Genomic DNA, 19257 nt, shown 5'->3' on the forward strand with positions numbered 1-19257 from the left:
ATTTTCTTTATATAACAGACATATATTGAACTAAGAGTAAAACGTTTGCAAAAGCTATGAAGCTTTGGTTTTTTGCTTATATCTATTCGGTGGTATTATGTTGACTTTGCCTTCAAACATTTTAAGTGCCACAATTCCTCCTAACCAAAGAGCAACAAGGAATCCCCATCCAGATAATGAAAAGCTACTGATTGCAGAATATAGTGCGCCAAGATTACATCCACCTGCTAGCCTTGAACCGAATCCCATAAGTGCTCCACCGATAGCATAATATACAGCATCTTTAAATTTGAAATCAAAATTGAATCTAAAATTACCTGCTAATAACATACATAAAGCTGCTCCAATTACAATACCAAAATTTCTAAGTGTTCCAGCATCATATAATAGTCCCGCGTTTACATCCTTAACAATACTTGTGAAAGCTGGTGATGTAATTTCTATACCAAAGAAATTCACTATTTTAACTCCTAGCTTTGTAAAAGCAGAAGTAACTCCCCAGTTTTTCCCTGTTGTATTTAACACAAATATAAATCCAATTGATAATAACATTCCACCTTTAAGGAAGCTCCATCTTTCAATGAAGAATTTGTGATATGTGTTATAGCTAAATAATTTAAAATCTTTATCCTCAGGTAGTGGCTGCTCGTTTGGTTCAAAAACTGTCTCTTGATAAAAACCTTCTTTTTTTCTAAAATCTTCATATTTTCTAGTTATTACGTATAATACTAATAGCAATGCAAAAGAAACAATAATTGTTCCTATAAATCCAAATACATCTGGCAAATATACTTGTGCACCAATCTTTCCAATTTCTGAATCTGCAATTACATGTCTTAAAGCATGCCCTGGTATGGCGAATAGAGCAAAGAATGGAAGAGCTATTGCAGAACGAATTTCTCCTTCACCTAAGTCGCTAAGTGTGCCTGAAGCACATCCTCCAGCAAGCATCATCCCAATACCAAAGAAAAGTCCTCCAAGTATTGTAGAGATATTAAGCATCTGTACTGAATCACTTCCAGGAATAACCAGGTCTGAAGAAGCAGCTCTAAATTGAGGTACTGCATCTTTTGCTACAGCTGCCCATTGGATTCCTGCTGATGCAACCATAGTAACTGCAAACATAATTAAAAGTACTTTAGTGAGACTACCTTCTCCTGTAACATAAATTCTTTTGATTCCTCCTGCAAAACCATATCTAGAACGAGAAAGTATGTATCCTAAAACTACTCCAGTAATAAGATAAAGTGTTAATTTGTTGTTGGTTTCACTTAAGAGTTTCCCAAAAACTACAATAAGAACAATAATACATAAAGCAATAATTAATTGAGTTTTGTTGATTTTTCCTGTTGTATGCATTTCTATTCCCCTTTCATTGTTTTTTTTTTAACATTCTCTTTTTTTTATTATATAACAAACAATACGCTTCCTATAATTAGCTTTTCTTATGCAGTATTAAAGATTCTGAAAGCACTAAAAAATCTATTGCTTTTTACTAAGTTCAAAATTTTCCTTGACATTTTGTCGAAGAGGTTATAAAATAATTTTTAATTATTATTGTTAGTAGGTTTGTTTTATTGTAGGCAGCTCTAGTGCTATAAGTAGCTATGAGAGCAAGGTAGGAAAACGTAGAAGGGTTTTAAACAAAAAATTAAAAATTGGAGGACGGTAGTATGGTAGGAAAAAAACATTTCACCAGTCTAAGTAATTGCTTAGGCTTAGTTTCATTTCTTTTAATTATCACTTTATTTTTAAGTGCTTGTTCATCTGGTAATTCCAATAACAATTCCCAGAACACAATATCCATAGGAATAAGTCAAATAGCAGAGCACCCTGCACTAGATAGTGCTAGGGCTGGTTTCATTGATGCCTTAAAAGAAAAAGGCTATGAAGAAGGTAAAAACCTAAAGCTAGATGTTCAGTTTGCTCAAGGAGATATTGCCTTGACAACTACTATTGCTCAAAACTTTGTATCCCAGAAAAAAGATTTAATTCTTGCTATTTCCACAGCTTCTGCTCAATCAGCACATAACTCTACTAAAAACATTCCAGTATTATTTACAGCTGTAACCGACCCTGTGTATGCAGGCCTGCTTAAAAATCCTGATGCCCCAGAAGGAAATGTAACAGGTACTAGTGACCTTACTCCTGTGGCTAAACAGCTTGAGCTTGGAAAAACAATATTTCCTAATGCTCGCAAAGTTGGGATTTTATATAATACTAGTGAGCTTAACTCACAGCTGCAAGTGGATATAGCAAAGGAATCAGCTAAAGACATGAATATCGAAATAATTGAAATTCCTGTTACTAATACATCAGAATTTGAGCCGGCATTAAATGCTAAGATAAAAAATATAGATTTTTTATTTCTTCCTTCTGATAATTTAGTAGCTTCGAATATGCCAATAATATCTAGGATTGCTATGAACAACAAAATCGGCATCATAGGTGTAGATGAGCCAATGATAAAAAATGGAGCTCTTGCTTGCGAAGGGCTTGATTACTATAAACTAGGACATCAAACAGGCATAATGGCTGCTGAAATACTTGAAGGTAAAAGCATTAAGGACGCGCCTGTATCAATGCTTAAAGAAACACAATTAATAATAAATGAAGATGTTGCAAAAAAACTTGGTGTAAATATCCCTGAAGAACTGTTAGAAAGAGCAGCCTTAGTGAAGGGAGCTGAATAATATGAATGATTTTATATTAGGCATCCTTTTACAAAGCTTTATGTTTTCAATAATGGTAATGGGAGTTTATATAACCTATAATTTTTTAAACTTTCCTGATCTGTCAGTCGATGGAACCTTTACATTGGGAACTAGTATATCCGCAGTTTTGATTACAAAAGGGGTTGACCCTTTTGTAGCTCTTTTGCTTTCTGTCATAGGAGGAGGTTTAGCTGGAGCTATGACAGGAGTGCTTAATGTAAAGCTTAAAATAAATGACCTGCTTTCAGGGATTTTGATAATGCTAGGATTATACTCAATTAATTTAAGAATAACTATGGGGAAATCTAATTTACCTATGTTTAATAATTCTACTATTTTTTCTAATGGAAATATGGTAAGCAATTTATTTATTGCCCTTGGACTTTCTGTTGTCTGTGCTGTTCTTTTTACGGTTTTCTTTAAAACAAAACTTGGTTACCTTTTAAGAGCAACAGGAAATAATGAAGGTATGGTAATCTCTTTAGGAATAAATACTGGAAACATTCGAATATTAGGTCTTGCATTGTCTAACGCTTTAGTAGCCTTGTCTGGAGGTATATTTGCTCAATATCAAGGCTATAGCGATATAAATATGGGTGCAGGTACCATGATTATAGGTCTAGCATCTATTATAATGGCTCACTCTATATTTAAAAATGTGAGATTGATAAGCCCTAGTTTTTTGTGTATAATTGGAGCTTTCCTCTATAGAGCTAGTATTTCTTTAAGTCTAAAAATAGGATTTAATCCAAGTGACCTAAAGCTTATAAGCTGTATAATTGTGATACTTGCACTTTATTTAGGAGGTAAGGAGTCCTCATTTAAACTAAAGAGTTTTCAATTATCCAAAGAAAAGAGACAGGCAGGTGATTTACGTGCTTGAGTTAACTAATATATGTAAGACCTTTAATCCTGGTGATATTAATGAAGAAAGGATTTTTGACAGGGTTTCTCTACAAGTAAATAAAGGAGACTTTATTTGCATCATAGGAAGTAACGGTGCTGGTAAATCAACTCTTCTCAATTTAATATCAGGAAAGCTAGGTATAGATAAAGGCATAATAGCTTTAGATGATTCAAATATTACTAATGAGCCAGAAAGTCAAAGATGTAAAAAGGTATCTAGAATCTTCCAAGATCCATCTTTAGGTACAATTCCTTCTATGACAATTCGAGAAAATCTTTCTATGGCCTTAAATAAAGGAAAAAAATTTGATTTTTCTTTTTTAGTAAGCAAAAAAAATGAAAGCTATTTTAAGGACACTTTGAAAACACTTGATTTAGGTCTTGAAAATAAGCTAGAAATGGCTGTATCTAAACTATCTGGTGGTCAAAGACAGTCCTTAGCATTAATTATGTCTACACTAACAGATCCTAGTCTCCTACTATTAGATGAACACACTGCTGCCTTAGATCCTAAAACATCTGAAATTGTCATGGATATTACGGATAAGATTATAAAAGAAAAAAGTTTAACTGCTCTTATGGTTACTCATAATATAGATCACGCCATAAAGTATGGAAATAGACTTATTATGATGCATAGAGGTCAAATAGTAATGGATGTATGTGGAGAGGAAAAGAACCATCTTACAAAAGAAAAACTTCTTTCTTTATTTAAAAACGTTAGCGATAGGAGTTTATTTAGTTAAAAACCTTCTTGGCACAAGATAAGTGCCAAGAAGGTTTTTTTCTCCTGCACATTTAGCCTTTATTGTGAATATTATATATTACAAATCTAAGTGAGGTGATATGTAATATGCGTGAAAGAACATGTCCTCCTTTTGCTGAAGCCTACACAGTAAAACGGGGTGATACGGTTAGTAGAATAGCAGCTGAATTCAATACTACTATTGCGGTTATTCGATTTTTAAATCCTACTATTGATATTAACCGCATTTCAATCGGTCAAGTAATATGTGTTCCTAGAATAGTTATTACTCCTACTTGTCCAAACGGAAGCATCTACACGGTTAAGGCTGGAGACACATTCTATAGAATAGCTGATGAATTTAATATAACTGTAAGAGAATTACAACAAGCAAATCCATTAGTTAATCCTTATAATCTAGTGGTAGGTCAAAGAATTTGTATACCTAGGAGACCAGCTCCTCCACCTCCACCACCTGCCATACCTCCTTGTATTGATGGAACTTATTATGTTATAAGGTCCGGAGATACATTCTATAGTATTGCAAACCGCTTTAATGTAACAATTAGGGAGTTAGAGACAGCTAATCCAGATGTGAATCCTAGTAACTTAGTTGTTGGACGAATAATTTGCATACCAAGAAAGGTAGTTCCACCTGGAACACCACCTTGTGCTGGCGGTGCTTATTATACTATAGTGTCAGGGGATACATTTTTTAGCATAGCCAGCCGATTTGGAGTAACAATTAGAGATTTAGAAGCTGCTAATCCAAATGTAGACCCTACTAGACTAATGATAGGTCAAATAATTTGTATACCAAGAAAGCCTAGATGCCCAGGAGGCAGAATACATGTAATTGGGACAGGAGATACACTCTACACACTAGCACAAAGATATGATGTTTCCTTTAGAGCCCTAGTAGATGCTAATCCAGGCATTGATGTAGAAAACCTTCAAATAGGCCAGGAAATATGCATTCCTCCTTATGAGCCTGCTGAACTGTGTCCAACTGGAAAAACTTATGTTATCATGAGAGGAGATACTCTATCAAGTATTGCAGAAAAGTTTGTTGTATCTGCAGCCGACATTCTAAAATATAATCCAACTATGATTCCAAGCGAATTCGTAGCTGGCAGACGTATCTGTATACCACCTGAAGTCCAGGTGTAAAGTAAAATAGACCCTTTGCAGCCTTATTGCCTCCGTGAAAACAATAAGGTATGCCTTTGGCATTGGCTCAGGATAATACAATTTGTGTCATCCTGAGCTTTAGCGAAGGATCTATAAAACGAATCTAATCTAAAATACTATATGCCTTAAATACAGCTTTTCAACCTCAGATGCAAATACATCTAATGAAAACCTCTCAACTGAATTTTTAGCCTTTCCTCTAAGTTCTTGAATATCACCACTCTTACTTATCAGTGATTTAATGCTTTGCTTAAACTCTTCTTTGTTATTGTACATATAGCCATTGGTACCATTGATTACAAGTCCTTCTGCTGCTTCATCATATCTGCATACTACAGGTAGTCCACTAGCTAGTGCTTCAATATAAGTAAGTCCTTGAGTCTCACTGGTAGATGCTGTTACAAAGATATTTGCTAGAGAATAATACAACGGTACTTCTTCAGGTGGTACCATTCCTGTAAATACAATTCTCTCTTCCAGTCCTAATTCATTTACCATCTTCTTTAGATTATCCATGTAGGGTCCTCCCCCTACTATTAACATTTTAATATCCAGCTCCTGATTTAGTTCCTTTACATTCATTATTATCTCATCTATATTTTTTTCTTTTCCTAATCTTCCAAGGAATATCAATACTTTATCTTTTTCTTTGATCCCTATATTATTTCTTATCCCTTTTATCTTTTCTGTATATTGATTCTCTATTGTAAATCTTGATAAGTCAATGCCTGTAGGTATTATACTAATGGGTCTATTAATCCCATATGCATTTAAAGAGCCTTTTGCCTTTTGGGTTGGTGTAATGATCTCATCAACTGAACCTATTAGTTTCTTTATTATAGTCATGGCTCTTCTTTTAGATATTAATTTTCCTTTAAAAATATAGCATAAATAGTCATCATACATAGTATGATATGTGTGAATATGAGGGAGTCTGAGTCTCTTCTTTATATATTTAGCATGTATCAATGTACAAAATTCTGTATGAGAATGGACTATATCAGGTGACCATTTAATGATTTCTTTTATGAATCTGTTCTTATATGAAAAAGTACCTCTTGCACCTGGATATATCCTAGCATCAAAGGATCTTAAATAGTATATATCTCCTTCTTTATATGAGTATCCTGTAAATGAAAGTGTTAATATCCTCACTTCATGTCCTCTTTTAGTCAATTCTTTGTAAAGATTTTTTACGGAAATAACTACCCCATTAATTGATGGACTGAAAGTATCCGTAGTCAATAATATTTTCATGTTCTCACTCCTATTTTATTAAAGCCCCGATATTCTGGTATCTTCTGGTCTACAGTATCTGATATACAAGGTAATCTTCACCTATTGGACTGCCTGCCACTTTAGAAGTGAAGGGGTTCCAGCTAAAATGATTATAATATCTTGTCTAGATATATTCTAACATTTTCTATTAATTATTGTTAAATAATTTTCCACCAGTTTTCGACTTCTATTTTTTAGTCTCATTATCTATGCCTTTTACTTCAATATTTTATTGGTTCCTAATAATTCTTAGTCTATTACCTAACAGTACATCTACTTATTAGTATTATGGAGAAAAAGTGATTATACAAATTTACCCGCAAACATAAGTTATAATATAGGGATACTTAAATTTAATATTATTTGATATAATAGATTATATAATTTTTGGGGGAGACTGGTTATGGAAAACTATGTTATTGTAACAATGCTTGGCTATTTATTTGGTTGTTTTCAAGCATCTTATATTCTAGGAAAACTATTTAAAAAAGTTGATATACGTACATTAGGAAATGGAAATGCAGGAGCTTCTAATACTGTCGTAGCCTTGGGCTGGAAATATGGAGTTGCAGTAGGATTATTAGATATAGGAAAGGCAATTTTATCTATTATTGTTGTACGACTTTTGCTAAAAAATATTCTTCCTCAAGGACAGACACCTTTCTTTCTTTATCTAAACGGACTATCTGTAATTTTAGGACATAATTATCCTTTTTATATGGGCTTTAGAGGCGGAAAAGGTACAGCTTCATTAATAGGCATGCTTTCTGCTGTGGATTATCGCATTGCTGCTCTAGGAATAGCAGCTATTTTAGCTATTACCATTGCTACTGATTATATTGCCTTGGGCACTATTAGCCTTGTCATATTATTTGTAGCATCTACCTTTTATTTTGGATATAGTAAAGGCTGTATAATTATAGCAATTATCTTAGCTGCTTTAAGTATTTATAATCACAGAGCTAATATTATAAATATAATTCAAAAGAGGGAAACTGGCTTGAGAAGTACAATGAAGAAGAAGCAAACGGCAAATTAAGTGATGCAAATATAATAGAAATATATGCTCACGGTTTCGGATATGAATAATTCTATTATATTTCCTACTAAAAATTACACTTTCAAATTGATAAAATCTCATATATAATTATTTTTGTATGTTAATTTGGAAGGGGTTTGAAATGAGTATTTTAACAGTAAATAATCTTAGTCATGGATATGGTGATCGTGCTATTTTTTACAATGTCTCTTTTAGATTATTAAAGGGAGAGCATATTGGACTTGTAGGTGCTAATGGTGAAGGCAAGTCTACCTTTATGAATATCATAACAGGAAGGCTTGAGCCTGATGAAGGAAGAATTGAATGGTCAAAGCGTGTAAGAGTAGGCTATCTGGATCAGCATACGGCTCTTACTAGGGGAATGACTATTAGAGATGTTCTAAAAGGTGCATTTAAGTATCTCTTTGATATGGAAAATGAAATGAATCAAATTTGCGAAAGAATGTCTGATGTTTCACCTGAAGAGCTTGAAGTATTACTTGAGGATTTAGGAAATATACAGGACATACTAACTAATAATGATTTTTATGTAATAGATGCTAAGGTTGAAGAGATTGCGAGAGGATTGGGCCTTAATGATATAGGCTTAGACAAGGATGTAAATGATTTAAGCGGCGGTCAAAGGACAAAAGTACTTTTAGCAAAGCTATTGTTGGAAAAACCAGATATTCTATTATTAGACGAGCCTACTAACTATCTTGATGAGCAGCATATTGAATGGTTAAAGCGTTATCTACAGGAATATGAGAATGCTTTTATCCTTATATCTCACGATATTTCTTTTTTAAATAGTGTGGTAAATCTAATATACCATATGGAAAATCAAGAGTTAAATCGCTATGTAGGCGTATATGATGATTTTATTCAGATATATGAAGCTAAGAAGCAGCAGCTTGAAGCAGCATATAGGAAACAGCAGCAGGAGATTGAGGAGCTTAAGGACTTTGTTGCCAGAAACAAGGCTAGAGTAGCTACAAGAAACATGGCAATGTCGAGACAGAAAAAGCTTGATAAGATGGAGGTAATTGAGCTTGCTAGGGAAAAGCCTAAGCCAGAATTTAATTTTATTGATGCTAGAGCCTCAGGAAAGCTAATCTTTGAGACAAAGGATTTGATAATTGGCTACAGCGAGCCTCTTTCAAAGCCCTTGAATACCAGAATGGAACGAGGTCAAAGAATAGCTCTAGTAGGAGCAAATGGTCTAGGTAAAACTACGTTGTTAAGAAGTATTCTTGGTGAGATTAAAGCAGTATCTGGTTCTGTAGAGCTGGGAGACTATCTTCATATAGGGTATTTTGAACAGGAAATCAAGAAAACTAATACAAACACTTGTATTGAAGAAATATGGCAGGACTTCCCTTCATTTACCCAGTTTGAAGTTCGTGCAGCATTGACCAAATGCGGACTGACTACAAAGCATATAGAAAGTAAGATTACTGTACTAAGTGGTGGTGAGCAGGCTAAGGTTAGATTATGCAAGCTAATAAACAAAGAAACTAACGTATTGATACTTGACGAGCCTACTAACCATCTTGATGCAGATGCAAAAGAAGAGCTAAAAAGAGCTCTTAAAGAATACAAAGGCTCTATACTTCTAATATGCCACGAGCCTGAATTTTATAAGGATATCGTCACTGATATTTGGAACTGTGAATCTTGGACAACTAAAATATTCTAGGAGTAGTTTCGAAGCACTAAAATTAAAATCAGAGGTTTATTGCTGACAATAAACCTCTGATTTTTTAATTATTCACTCTGATTGTTTTCTTTAGTTTTTTTCTTCCTAAAAATTCGCTGATAAATGGATTTTAAAGAAAAAACCATTCCTTAACATTCTCCTCAATTATGCAAAGCGTAATATTAAGATTAAATACTCCTAATTTCAATAATATTATAACATAATTTATTTTTTAAATATACTTATGAATTTATCTAAAACTTTTTTAAAATTTGATTGTAATCAATTTCAAAAATGTAAGACTAATCTATAATGAAGTTAACAATTAGAAAACAAAAATAAAAGGAGGAGTTATTAATGAAAAATGTTACTTTACAATTGGAGGCATTAACTTGCCCAAGTTGTGTGAAAAAAATTGAAGTTGCTTTGTCAAATCAAAATGGAGTTGAAGAGGTTAAAGTATTATTTAATTCAAGTAAAGTTAAAGTAAGCTATGATGAAAATGCGTTAAGTGCAGACGCAATTGTGAAGGTTGTTAGCAACCTAGGCTTTGATGTTTTAAGTAAAAAGTAATGGGGGCTTTTACAGCTCCCATTGGAGGTGAGAGTTATGATGAAAAAAAGGGGGCAAATAGTAATAGTATCTGGAGCATTAATAGTTTTGGCATATATTTCAAACTATTTAGGATTAGATATTAGGATTTTTAACGGATTAATGATAATATCTGCAATAATTGCTGGATATCCTATAGCTAAAAATGCAATTGGAGCTTTAAAATATAAAACCCTAGGTATTGAAGCTTTAGTAACAGTGGCAGTAGTCGGAGCTATTTTCATAGGCGAATATTGGGAGGCTGCTGCAGTTACATTCTTATTTATCTTTGGTGCTTATCTAGAGGCTAGAACATTAGAAAAGACACGTTCTTCCCTAAAGGCTTTACTTGAATTAGCTCCAAATACTGCCTCTGTGATTAGAGATGGACATGAGGTTAAAGTATCTCCTGATGATGTAGAAAGAGGCGAGACAGTATTAGTTAGACCTGGGGAAAAGATTCCTGTTGACGGAATTGTAATTAAGGGAAAAGCATCTGTAAATCAAGCAGCTATAACAGGTGAATCTATTCCTGTTGATAAAGAGCAGGGCCATAATGTATTTAGCGGAACAGTCATAGAAACAGGGTATCTTGAGCTGGAAGCAGAAAGAGTAGGAGATGATACAACCTTTGCTCGTATATTGGAAATGGTCGAAGAAGCACAGGAATCAAAGGCACCAACCCAAAAATTCATAGAAGGCTTTTCAAAATATTACACACCTGGAATCATGATATTATCTATAATTGTTTATCTAATAACTAGAGACTTAGAGCTTACACTTACCTTATTAGTTATCTCCTGTCCTGGTGCCATGGTAATATCGGCTCCTGTGTCTATAGTTGCTGGAATAGGAAATGGTGCTAAAAAAGGAATATTGATTAAGGGTGGGGAGTATTTAGAGAAAGCGGGAAAAATAGATATAGTAGCTTTTGACAAAACAGGTACACTTACAATAGGAAAACCAACAGTAACTAATATTCGTGCTTATAGTATGACGGAAGAAGGCCTTCTTCATTTAGCAGCAAGAGTAGAGATAACATCGGAGCATCATTTAGCAAGGGCTATAATAAATGAAGCAAAATCAAAATTAGCTTTTAAGATAGAACCCGCTACCGATTTCGATGTATTTCCAGGTGGAGGAGTAAAAGCAGTAGTTGACGGAAAAGAAGCCTACATCGGTACTCGTAAATTATTGAGAAACAACAATATTGTAATTCCAGATGAAGTAGAAGAGTACTTGGTAAATGAAGAAAATAACGGACAAACAGCTGTATTGGTAGCAGATAGCTCTAGTATTCTAGGTGTAATCTCCATTGCAGATAAAATCAGAGATGATGCTCACAATATCGTTGCAGACTTGAAAAAGGCTGGAGCTAAAAAGGTGGTTATGCTAACTGGAGATAATAGAAGAATAGCTAATGCAGTATCTCAAAACTTAGGCATTGATGAATATTATGCTGAACTGTTACCTGAGGATAAGGTTAAGAAGTTAAAGGAATTGATGAAGAATAGTACTGTTGCCATGGTTGGAGACGGTATAAATGATGCACCAGCATTAGCATTAGCTGATTTAGGAGTAGCCATGGGAGGCTCTGGAACAGATGTGGCAATGGAAACAGCAGATATAGTATTGATGTCCGATAGCTTAAATAAGCTTTCATATGCTTTTGGACTCAGTCGTGCCACCATGAGAAATATGAAACAAAATATCTATTTTGCTGTGGCTGTGGTATTTACACTATTAGCAGGTGTACTCACAAGAAATGTATTCATGGCCATTGGAATGCTTGTCCATGAAATGAGTGTATTATTAGTTATAATTAATGCGGTTAGATTAACTGGATATAAGAGAGTTCATAGGGAAAGTTAATGTATATAATGACAAATAAAAGTTAATATCGAGACCATTGAAAAGTAACATTTTTATCATCCTGAGCGTTAAGCTAATGAAACTCTAATTATTGTCCTAACTGACAAATATTGAGGTTGCGAAGAATCTCCACAAGCATTCAAAACATGAGATTCTTCGGCTTCACCTCAGAATGACATCAATAATTAAACTTGCTTTCTCAATGGTCTCTTAATACCTATTCTGATTTGTCTTTATATAAATTAGTTATTTTTAATTTCCGCCTTTATATGGATTAGCTATTTCACCTTTTTTAAGTCTTTCTATAACCTTGTTTACATAGTCTTTAGCTTCCTGAGTAGCTTGTTCTCCCCATTGCATATCAAGAACATCATCTGCCCATCCTAGTGATTTGCCTTCTGGCTTAAGTTCTCCAGCTATTAGCTGCTCAACTGTAGCCTTAAATAGCCCTGGTGTATTGTATGTAACACTTGAAATAACAGTATCTGGGGCTACTTCATTTTGTGGTGATATATATCCTATAGCCTTAACCCCTTTTGATTTTGCTGCATCTATTGAACCAAGACCAACCTGATTTGCACTACAGAATATAATATCTGAACCAGCCTCTGCCATTGCAAGTGCTGTCTCTTTACCTTTTTGTATATCTTCCCAAGAGTTAACATAGGTTTTAGTAACCTTTATTGAAGAATCATATTCTTGTGCAGCTGCTTCAAATGCATCTAATGTTCCTGCAATAACTGGGAATGGGAATGAGCCTATAGCTCCCATTTGCTTAGTTTCAGTATACATAGCAGCTAAAGCACCAGCAACATATCCGCCTTCCCATTCTCTAACTCCTATACCACCAACATTTGGCGCTTGGCCTTCTTCACTATTTATTACCATATAGAATGTATTAGGATACTGTGGACCTACTTTTATAGCAGCATCATAGAATTGTGTTCCATGAGCAAATACCAAATCATATCCTTTTTCACCATAGTCTGTAAATACAGCTTCAAAATCAGCCTGCTGAACACTTTCTAGATATTCCATTTTGACTCCTAAGTCTCTCTCTACTAATTGTAATCCTTCATAAGCTGTTGCATTCCAGCCCTGATCATTTATTGGACCTGGTAATACTAATACTATTTTATAATCTTTTTTGCCATCACTAGGTTTTCCTGTGTTTGCTGCATCAGTTGAACAACCTACTAATGTAGAAATTAAAAGCACAGCTACTAAAAGAGATGCAAAAATCTTTTTCTTAGTAAACATTTCTATTCCCCCTTTAATTTTAAATACATTCAATTGGTTAAAAACACTAAGCTCTGTGTGAACATCACCTCCATTAATTTAGCCTTATTTTATTTAAAGTTATTTTTCATATGGCTGACCTAATGCTCTTGGTGATACTGTCCTTCCGACAATTCCTGTAACTGCTACTACAGTAAGTAAATATGGGAACATTAATAAAAACTGATATGGAATTGCTACACCCGCTGTCTGTAGCCTTATTTGAAGAGCATCTGCAACTCCAAATATCAGAGATGCCATCAATATTCCCTTAGGATTCCATTTTCCAAATATTACTGCTGCAACTGCTATAAATCCTCTTCCTGATATCATGTTATCTACAAACATATTAAACTGGCCAAGAGATAAAAAGCTTCCGCCTAGCCCTGCTAATGCACCACTAATTAGAACGCATATTGTTCTAACCTTATCTACAGGTATACCTACTGTATCTGCTGCCATTGGATGCTCTCCTACAGTTCTTATACTCAGACCCCAGGATGTTCTATACAATATGAAGGCTGATATCGGAACAAGTAAAAACGCTATATATACAAGTATGGTTTGTCTGAAAAATATTTCGCCTAAAACTGGAATATTTGAAAGAAGTGGTATATTGACTGACTCGAATGCTTTAACCGTTATTGGTGTAGTAGTTATTCCAAATAATGCCCTATAAAAAAAGCTTGTAAGTCCAACTGCCAAAAGATTTATAGCAACACCACTTACTATTTGATTTATTTTAATCCTTACTGTTATTAGAGCAAATAATGCTCCTATTAAAAGTCCACTCAAAACTGCTGCCAAGGCTCCAATCCATTGATTTCCTGAAAAATATGATCCAACGACTCCTGAAAAGGCTCCTATCAGCATTATTCCTTCTAGACCTATATTAACTACTCCTGATCTCTCTGAATACATTCCGCCTAGAGCCGCAAATAGTATTGGTACTGACAATCTAAGGGATGCAGATAAAAGTGCTACAAAGAATGTTATGTTAAATATATTATCCATCTACTCCAGCCCCCTTTCTTTACGGTTAAGCATAACAATGATCTTAGGCTTAAGCATGTTTCCTGCTAATACAAGTATTATAATAAGTGCTTGTATTATACTTACAATGTTGGCTGGAACTCCAACACCTCTTTGCATTGCATTGGCACCTGTCTGAAGCATGCCTAGAAGCAGTGAAGAAACGAAAACTCCCAATGGATTTGCGCCACCTAATAATGCTGCAGCTATTCCATCAAAGCCTACATTTTTTGAAAAGTTGTCAAGGAGTCTATGATGAATGCCATTTATTTCTGTGAATCCAGCAACTCCTGCTAAAGCACCACTTACTGCAAGAGACAGTATAATATTTCTTTTAATATCTATTCCTGAATATTCAGCTCCATCAGGATTAAATCCAACTGCTCTGAGCCTAAATCCAAATGGGGTCTTCCATAATATTAGATATACAATAAATGCTAATAAGGCTGCTACAATAAAGCCTATGTGAAGTCTGGTCTTTGGTATTATATATGGCAGAAAAGCACCCTTTCCAATTAAGTCTGTCTGTGGATAAAATCCACTTGCCTCTCTTAAGGGTCCGTCTACTACAAAACTTACAAGATAAAGTGCTACGTAATTAAACATTATGGTTACTATTATTTCACTAGAGCCAAATACACCCTTTAAAACTCCAGGGATAATTCCCCATATGGCTCCAGCCAACATAGCCGCTATTAAGCAGAGTGGAATTGCAATAACTGGGCTAAGATGCCCTGTTTTTAACCCGACAAACACTGCTGCAATTGCTCCTGCAAACATCTGTCCTTCTCCGCCTATGTTAAAAAGCCCTGTTCTAAAAGCAAATGTAAATGCGAGACCTGTCAATATTATAGGGGTAGCCTTAACAAAAACCTCTGCCAAATTGTAAAGGTTAGAGAAGTTTGCAAAAATTAAGTACTTATATGCCTCCAATGGATTAACCTTGATAAATAATAAAAGTATACTTCCAAGAATTAATGCTAATAGTACTGAAACTATGGGAACTGCAATAGAAAGAAGCTTGTCTCTATTAACAGTCTTGCTTGTGGCTTTTTTCTCTAAAGAGTTAATTACCTTGTTCACTGTTTGTTCCTCCTCCTAATAAAATTTTAGGCTTTCTACTATGACTTCATGGCTTTCTCTTTAGGTATTCCTGCCATCATTAGGCCTATTGTACTTTCTTCAAACTCACTATGATCTATTTCTCCCACTATTTCACCTTTATATATGACTGCTATTCTGTCTGACAATAGATTTATTTCTGAAAGCTCTGTAGATATTAATAGCACTGCTGTTCCCTGTTCTTTAGCTTTCATAATCTGTTTATGTATAAATTCTATAGCCCCTATATCTACTCCCCTTGTAGGCTGTACAGCTATCAAAAGTCTTGGCTGTTTGTCAACTTCTCTAGCTACCACTATCTTTTGCTGATTACCTCCAGACAATTTTCTAGCCTCTGCATTTTTCCCCGGAGTTTTTATTGAGTATTTATCTATCATATTTTCAGCATGGGAGTTAATCACATTAAAATCAAAGAATAACTTCTTTCTAAAGGGACTCTTGCAATAATCCTTCATTATTAAATTCTCGCTAACAGAGAAATCCAACACCAATCCCCTTTTATGTCTATCCTCTGGGATATATCCGACACTCATATTGATTATTTCCGAAATAGATTTTCTAGTAATTTCTTCATTATATAAGAAAACATTTCCCGATGTTGCATGAACTAACCCTGCTATTACTTCTGCAAGCTCTTTTTGACCATTGCCGTCAACTCCTGCTATACCTAGGACTTCACCTGAACAAAGGTGCAGATTAATATTATTTAAGGCTTTTATTCCCTCAGCATCTTCATAGGAAACATCTTTTAATTCTAATACCCTTTCTCCCTTGCAGCATACATTATCTTTACATACTGGAGAAAGCTCTCTTCCTATCATTGCCTTTGTCAGCTCAAGCTCGTTTGTATTTTTAATATCTATTCTTCCTGTGACTTTTCCATCTCTTAGTACTGTAACTCTGTCGCATACAGACATTACTTCATTAAGCTTGTGGGTAATAAGTATTATTGACATGCCTCCATCTGCCATCTTCCTTAAAGTAGAAAATAGTTCTTCTGTTTCTTGAGGCGTTAATACTGCCGTAGGCTCGTCCATTATAAGGAGCTTAGCTCCCCTATACAGTGCTTTGACAATCTCAACTCTCTGCTGCTCCCCAACTGAAAGGTCTGATACTTTGGAATGAAGAGAAATTTTCATCCCATATTTATTAGCAATATCTAATATTTCCTTCTCAAGCTTTTCTTCGTCTATGACAAATCCTTTTTCCTTACCCATGCCCATGATAACGTTTTCCAGAACTGTATGAACTGGTATTAGCATGAAATGTTGATGAATCATACCGATTCCCACATCTATTGCATCCTTTGAAGAGTTTAAATTGAGCCTATTTCCATCAAAAAATATTTCACCTTTTTCAGGCTTATATAATCCATATAGCACGTTCATCAGAGTAGATTTCCCTGCTCCATTTTCTCCTAAAAGAGAGTGGATTTCACCTTTTTGCACCTCAAGGCTAACATCATCATTAGCTGCAAATGTCCCAAAATATTTTGAAATTGAGACCATTCTCAAAATTGGCTCCATTGATATCCCTCCTTGCCTATTTATTTATTTTATTGCATAAATATTTCCATGTTAAATCAAAATAATCTTTATCCCATAAATGATTCATCAAAAACCCAAAAAAATCCTTTGTTACATTACTATAAATTACCGTTTTATACATAGTCAAAAAATTTTGTATTTTTGTGCACTTATTACATTGCATTTTGCGTTAATATTTTAACAATAAAGACAAACAAGGGAAGACAAACAAGGGGACGGTTCTCTGTTTGAACTCATATATTTATTTCTCTACACCTTTACCTTATAGATCCTGTGGATGGTGAAGCCAGTGAGCCTTGATAGCTGTCTCAGTGATACCCCTTTTTCTCCCTTTAGATATTGTATAATCTCATCCTGGATCACTTGCTCCATATTTTGAAGCTTAGCTAAATCAATATTATATTTTTCTAGTACTAAATTTCTTACCTCTTTATCAGAAAGAGTTCTTTTTCCTTCATCAATATCTATACATTGATCATCCGTGACTTCTTTATGAAATGTGCTAAACTTTATTAAGGCTTTGTTTTTATCAGATGAAAATATCTGTAAAGCAAAATCGGTATTAACTATGCCATTTTGTTTGATGTATTCCCTATAGCTACTCCATTTGTAATTTTCAGCATCGCTTACTAGACCAGCTTTTATTGGGTTTTGATGAATATAGCGCAATACGGTTAAAAAATAGGTGTCATTTTCTACCGGCTCGCTTTTAAATCTTCCCTGAAATAGATGGCCACTTCTGTTATATTGCCAGTTATACCAATAGGCGTAACTGACTCCAATTCGCTTCATGGTATTTCCGATTTCTTCGTTTCCCTCTTTAATCAGTAAATGAAGATGATTACCCATCAAACAATAAGCGTATAACTCAAAGGCAATTTCGTTTTGATATTCCCTTAAAGTATCTATATACCTTGAATAATCATCATCTTCCATAAAAATATTTTGTCGATTTATTCCTCTTGCCATTATGTGATATATACCTGTCGAGCTTTGGTCTCTCTTTGTTCGTGGCAACTCTTATCACCTCAAGGATATTATAAGTCACTATCCTCATTATGTCAAACAAAGAACCGTCCCCTTGTTTGTTTGGTCCCCTTGTTTGTTTGTCCCCTTGTTTGTTTCCAAGAACCGTCCCCTTGTTTGTTTCTATCCAGCTGGGCCGCCTTCTGTTTCTTCTTTTACCTGTTTTTCAACAGCTACTCTTTCTGGTTTCCATTTCTCCCTAGGAGCTACTATGCAATAGCCTATTTCTTCACTGTCCTCTGCAATCTTGAACCATTCATCTTCAGTAAGTACATCAATTAGCATGGGCAGCATTATGCTCTCCTCTTTGAATATCATATCTAAAATTTTAGTTGTCACAGCCTCCGCTCTTTTTTCTAGTTCTTCTGTATCTATATTATCTTGAAGTAAAAATACTTTAAATTCTTTAATATCCCTACGAATTTCATCATCTACTCCCCACATAACCTTTGGTGGAGCTGTAATTCCGTACTTCTCCATGTAAGAAAATAATATATTTTCTTTTCTGCTATAGTGCTTTTCTATATCCATTAACAAATTTATATCCTCAATAATGCTGTATTTTACTTTATCCATTCTATTCATAGCAAAATCTCTTACCTTAGGAAGTAAGCTATTCTTTATTAAATCATCTATGGCAAAATTTTCTTCCTTAAGTACTCTTGCTGGATGACCTGGCTTTTCCTCTTCTTTTGCTTCAATGTGAATTTCTTCTATTGAACCTTTGAATATTTCTGCATGTACATCACAAAGCCTTTGAATCTCTTCAACAGGCATTCCATCTTTTATTAAATCAGCCTCCATTTCAGATATTTCGCTAGCGGATACTCCGCTAATAAGATTTGCAAACTGTTTCTTAACATCTTTAGGGTCTTTTCCATCATGTAGCTGCATAATTATCTCTTTTAATATAATCTGTCTTTTTTTCTTATTTGGATCTTTTAATACTTCCCTGTTATTAATCAATTCACTCATTTCTTTTCCTCCTTTTTTAAATAATCTCAAATCCTTTTTCTTTTAATTTCTCTTTAACATTCTCTATATCTATGTTCTTCATTTGTGTACCCTTTGATATAGTCATTATTTTTCCTGCAGTGTTCATCATAATTGGATTTGTTATATCTTCAAATCCCAGCTCTCTTAAAATTTCTTTTATCTCTGGATATCTAGTGCATATCTCATGTATAGTTTCGTTCAAAGATATAGCCTTACTCATA

At 34.4% G+C, this 19257-nt stretch carries 17 protein-coding genes; 8 read left to right on the top strand and 9 right to left on the bottom strand.

Features of this window, described 5'->3' with window-relative positions; all coding sequences use genetic code 11:
- Positions 1-54: 54 nt before the first annotated feature.
- The gene (locus QO263_RS01135; protein WP_285625444.1) at positions 55-1359 is read right to left on the bottom strand and encodes a YeeE/YedE family protein; all 1305 of its coding nucleotides are present in this window, start codon (positions 1357-1359) and stop codon (positions 55-57) included.
- Between the two features lie 314 nt (positions 1360-1673).
- Here QO263_RS01135 and QO263_RS01140 point away from each other — a divergent pair, with 314 nt between their 5' ends.
- The 4 genes from QO263_RS01140 to QO263_RS01155 all read left to right on the top strand — a co-directional run bounded on the left by QO263_RS01140 (position 1674) and on the right by QO263_RS01155 (position 5535).
- On the top strand, positions 1674-2693 hold the full coding sequence (locus tag QO263_RS01140; RefSeq protein WP_285625446.1) for an ABC transporter substrate-binding protein: 1020 nt from the start codon (positions 1674-1676) through the stop codon (positions 2691-2693).
- Position 2694: 1 nt separating this feature from the next.
- The gene (locus QO263_RS01145) at positions 2695-3597 is read left to right on the top strand and encodes an ABC transporter permease (protein WP_285625448.1); all 903 of its coding nucleotides are present in this window, start codon (positions 2695-2697) and stop codon (positions 3595-3597) included.
- Positions 3590-4366: an ABC transporter ATP-binding protein gene (locus QO263_RS01150; protein ID WP_285625450.1), complete on the top strand. Its 777-nt coding sequence runs from the start codon at positions 3590-3592 to the stop codon at positions 4364-4366. The genes QO263_RS01145 and QO263_RS01150 overlap by 8 nt, the downstream gene beginning before the upstream one ends.
- Positions 4367-4473: 107 nt before the next feature.
- A complete protein-coding gene (locus QO263_RS01155; protein WP_285625453.1) occupies positions 4474-5535 on the top strand; it encodes a muramidase family protein in 1062 nt (353 codons plus the stop codon).
- Positions 5536-5664: 129 nt separating this feature from the next.
- On the opposite strand, the gene QO263_RS01160 is transcribed toward QO263_RS01155, so the two are convergent.
- Complete coding sequence (locus tag QO263_RS01160) at positions 5665-6813, bottom strand: glycosyltransferase family 4 protein (protein ID WP_285625456.1); 1149 nt, start codon at positions 6811-6813, stop codon at positions 5665-5667.
- Positions 6814-7237: 424 nt separating this feature from the next.
- Here QO263_RS01160 and QO263_RS01165 point away from each other — a divergent pair, with 424 nt between their 5' ends.
- From QO263_RS01165 to QO263_RS01180, 4 genes are all read left to right on the top strand, one after another.
- On the top strand, positions 7238-7873 hold the full coding sequence (locus tag QO263_RS01165; protein WP_285625459.1) for a glycerol-3-phosphate acyltransferase: 636 nt from the start codon (positions 7238-7240) through the stop codon (positions 7871-7873).
- Between the two features lie 142 nt (positions 7874-8015).
- Positions 8016-9572, top strand: a complete 1557-nt coding sequence (locus QO263_RS01170; RefSeq protein ID WP_285625461.1) for an ABC-F family ATP-binding cassette domain-containing protein — start codon at positions 8016-8018, stop codon at positions 9570-9572.
- Between the two features lie 357 nt (positions 9573-9929).
- Entirely contained in the window at positions 9930-10145 is a 216-nt protein-coding gene (locus tag QO263_RS01175) for a heavy-metal-associated domain-containing protein (protein WP_285625464.1), read from the top strand.
- A gap of 36 nt (positions 10146-10181) precedes the next feature.
- A complete protein-coding gene (locus tag QO263_RS01180) occupies positions 10182-12035 on the top strand; it encodes a heavy metal translocating P-type ATPase (RefSeq protein ID WP_285625467.1) in 1854 nt (617 codons plus the stop codon).
- Between the two features lie 252 nt (positions 12036-12287).
- Here the strand turns inward: QO263_RS01180 and QO263_RS01185 are convergent, their stop codons facing one another.
- The 7 genes from QO263_RS01185 to QO263_RS01215 all read right to left on the bottom strand — a co-directional run bounded on the left by QO263_RS01185 (position 12288) and on the right by QO263_RS01215 (position 19256).
- Positions 12288-13295 carry a BMP family protein gene (locus tag QO263_RS01185; RefSeq protein WP_285625469.1) on the bottom strand — a complete coding sequence of 336 codons (1008 nt, stop codon included), beginning with the start codon at positions 13293-13295 and terminating at the stop codon, positions 12288-12290.
- A gap of 99 nt (positions 13296-13394) precedes the next feature.
- Positions 13395-14327, bottom strand: coding sequence for an ABC transporter permease (locus QO263_RS01190; protein WP_285625471.1), 933 nt, complete (start codon positions 14325-14327; stop codon positions 13395-13397).
- Positions 14328-15428: an ABC transporter permease gene (locus tag QO263_RS01195; RefSeq protein WP_285625473.1), complete on the bottom strand. Its 1101-nt coding sequence runs from the start codon at positions 15426-15428 to the stop codon at positions 14328-14330.
- 38 nt (positions 15429-15466) lie between these two features.
- Positions 15467-16993 carry an ABC transporter ATP-binding protein gene (locus tag QO263_RS01200; protein ID WP_285625476.1) on the bottom strand — a complete coding sequence of 509 codons (1527 nt, stop codon included), beginning with the start codon at positions 16991-16993 and terminating at the stop codon, positions 15467-15469.
- 270 nt (positions 16994-17263) lie between these two features.
- On the bottom strand, positions 17264-18031 hold the full coding sequence (locus tag QO263_RS01205; protein ID WP_285625478.1) for a transposase: 768 nt from the start codon (positions 18029-18031) through the stop codon (positions 17264-17266).
- 132 nt (positions 18032-18163) lie between these two features.
- Positions 18164-19015, bottom strand: a complete 852-nt coding sequence (locus QO263_RS01210; protein WP_285625480.1) for a DUF438 domain-containing protein — start codon at positions 19013-19015, stop codon at positions 18164-18166.
- Between the two features lie 16 nt (positions 19016-19031).
- Positions 19032-19256, bottom strand: coding sequence for a DUF1858 domain-containing protein (locus QO263_RS01215; RefSeq protein WP_285625482.1), 225 nt, complete (start codon positions 19254-19256; stop codon positions 19032-19034).
- Position 19257: the final 1 nt, after the last annotated feature.

Source organism: Proteiniborus sp. MB09-C3 (genome assembly GCF_030263895.1).
In the GTDB taxonomy this organism is placed as follows: Bacteria; Bacillota; Clostridia; order Tissierellales; family Proteiniboraceae; genus Proteiniborus.

Coding starts and splice junctions, on each gene's coding strand:
- QO263_RS01135 (WP_285625444.1), bottom strand. CDS start 1,359: ATGCATACAACAGGAAAAATCAACAAAACTCAATTAATTATTGCTTTA.
- QO263_RS01210 (WP_285625480.1), bottom strand. CDS start 19,015: ATGAGTGAATTGATTAATAACAGGGAAGTATTAAAAGATCCAAATAAG.
- QO263_RS01155 (WP_285625453.1), top strand. CDS start 4,474: ATGCGTGAAAGAACATGTCCTCCTTTTGCTGAAGCCTACACAGTAAAA.
- QO263_RS01185 (WP_285625469.1), bottom strand. CDS start 13,295: ATGTTTACTAAGAAAAAGATTTTTGCATCTCTTTTAGTAGCTGTGCTT.
- QO263_RS01145 (WP_285625448.1), top strand. CDS start 2,695: ATGAATGATTTTATATTAGGCATCCTTTTACAAAGCTTTATGTTTTCA.
- QO263_RS01215 (WP_285625482.1), bottom strand. CDS start 19,256: ATGAGTAAGGCTATATCTTTGAACGAAACTATACATGAGATATGCACT.
- QO263_RS01160 (WP_285625456.1), bottom strand. CDS start 6,813: ATGAAAATATTATTGACTACGGATACTTTCAGTCCATCAATTAATGGG.
- QO263_RS01170 (WP_285625461.1), top strand. CDS start 8,016: ATGAGTATTTTAACAGTAAATAATCTTAGTCATGGATATGGTGATCGT.
- QO263_RS01190 (WP_285625471.1), bottom strand. CDS start 14,327: ATGGATAATATATTTAACATAACATTCTTTGTAGCACTTTTATCTGCA.
- QO263_RS01140 (WP_285625446.1), top strand. CDS start 1,674: ATGGTAGGAAAAAAACATTTCACCAGTCTAAGTAATTGCTTAGGCTTA.
- QO263_RS01175 (WP_285625464.1), top strand. CDS start 9,930: ATGAAAAATGTTACTTTACAATTGGAGGCATTAACTTGCCCAAGTTGT.
- QO263_RS01165 (WP_285625459.1), top strand. CDS start 7,238: ATGGAAAACTATGTTATTGTAACAATGCTTGGCTATTTATTTGGTTGT.
- QO263_RS01200 (WP_285625476.1), bottom strand. CDS start 16,993: ATGGAGCCAATTTTGAGAATGGTCTCAATTTCAAAATATTTTGGGACA.
- QO263_RS01180 (WP_285625467.1), top strand. CDS start 10,182: ATGATGAAAAAAAGGGGGCAAATAGTAATAGTATCTGGAGCATTAATA.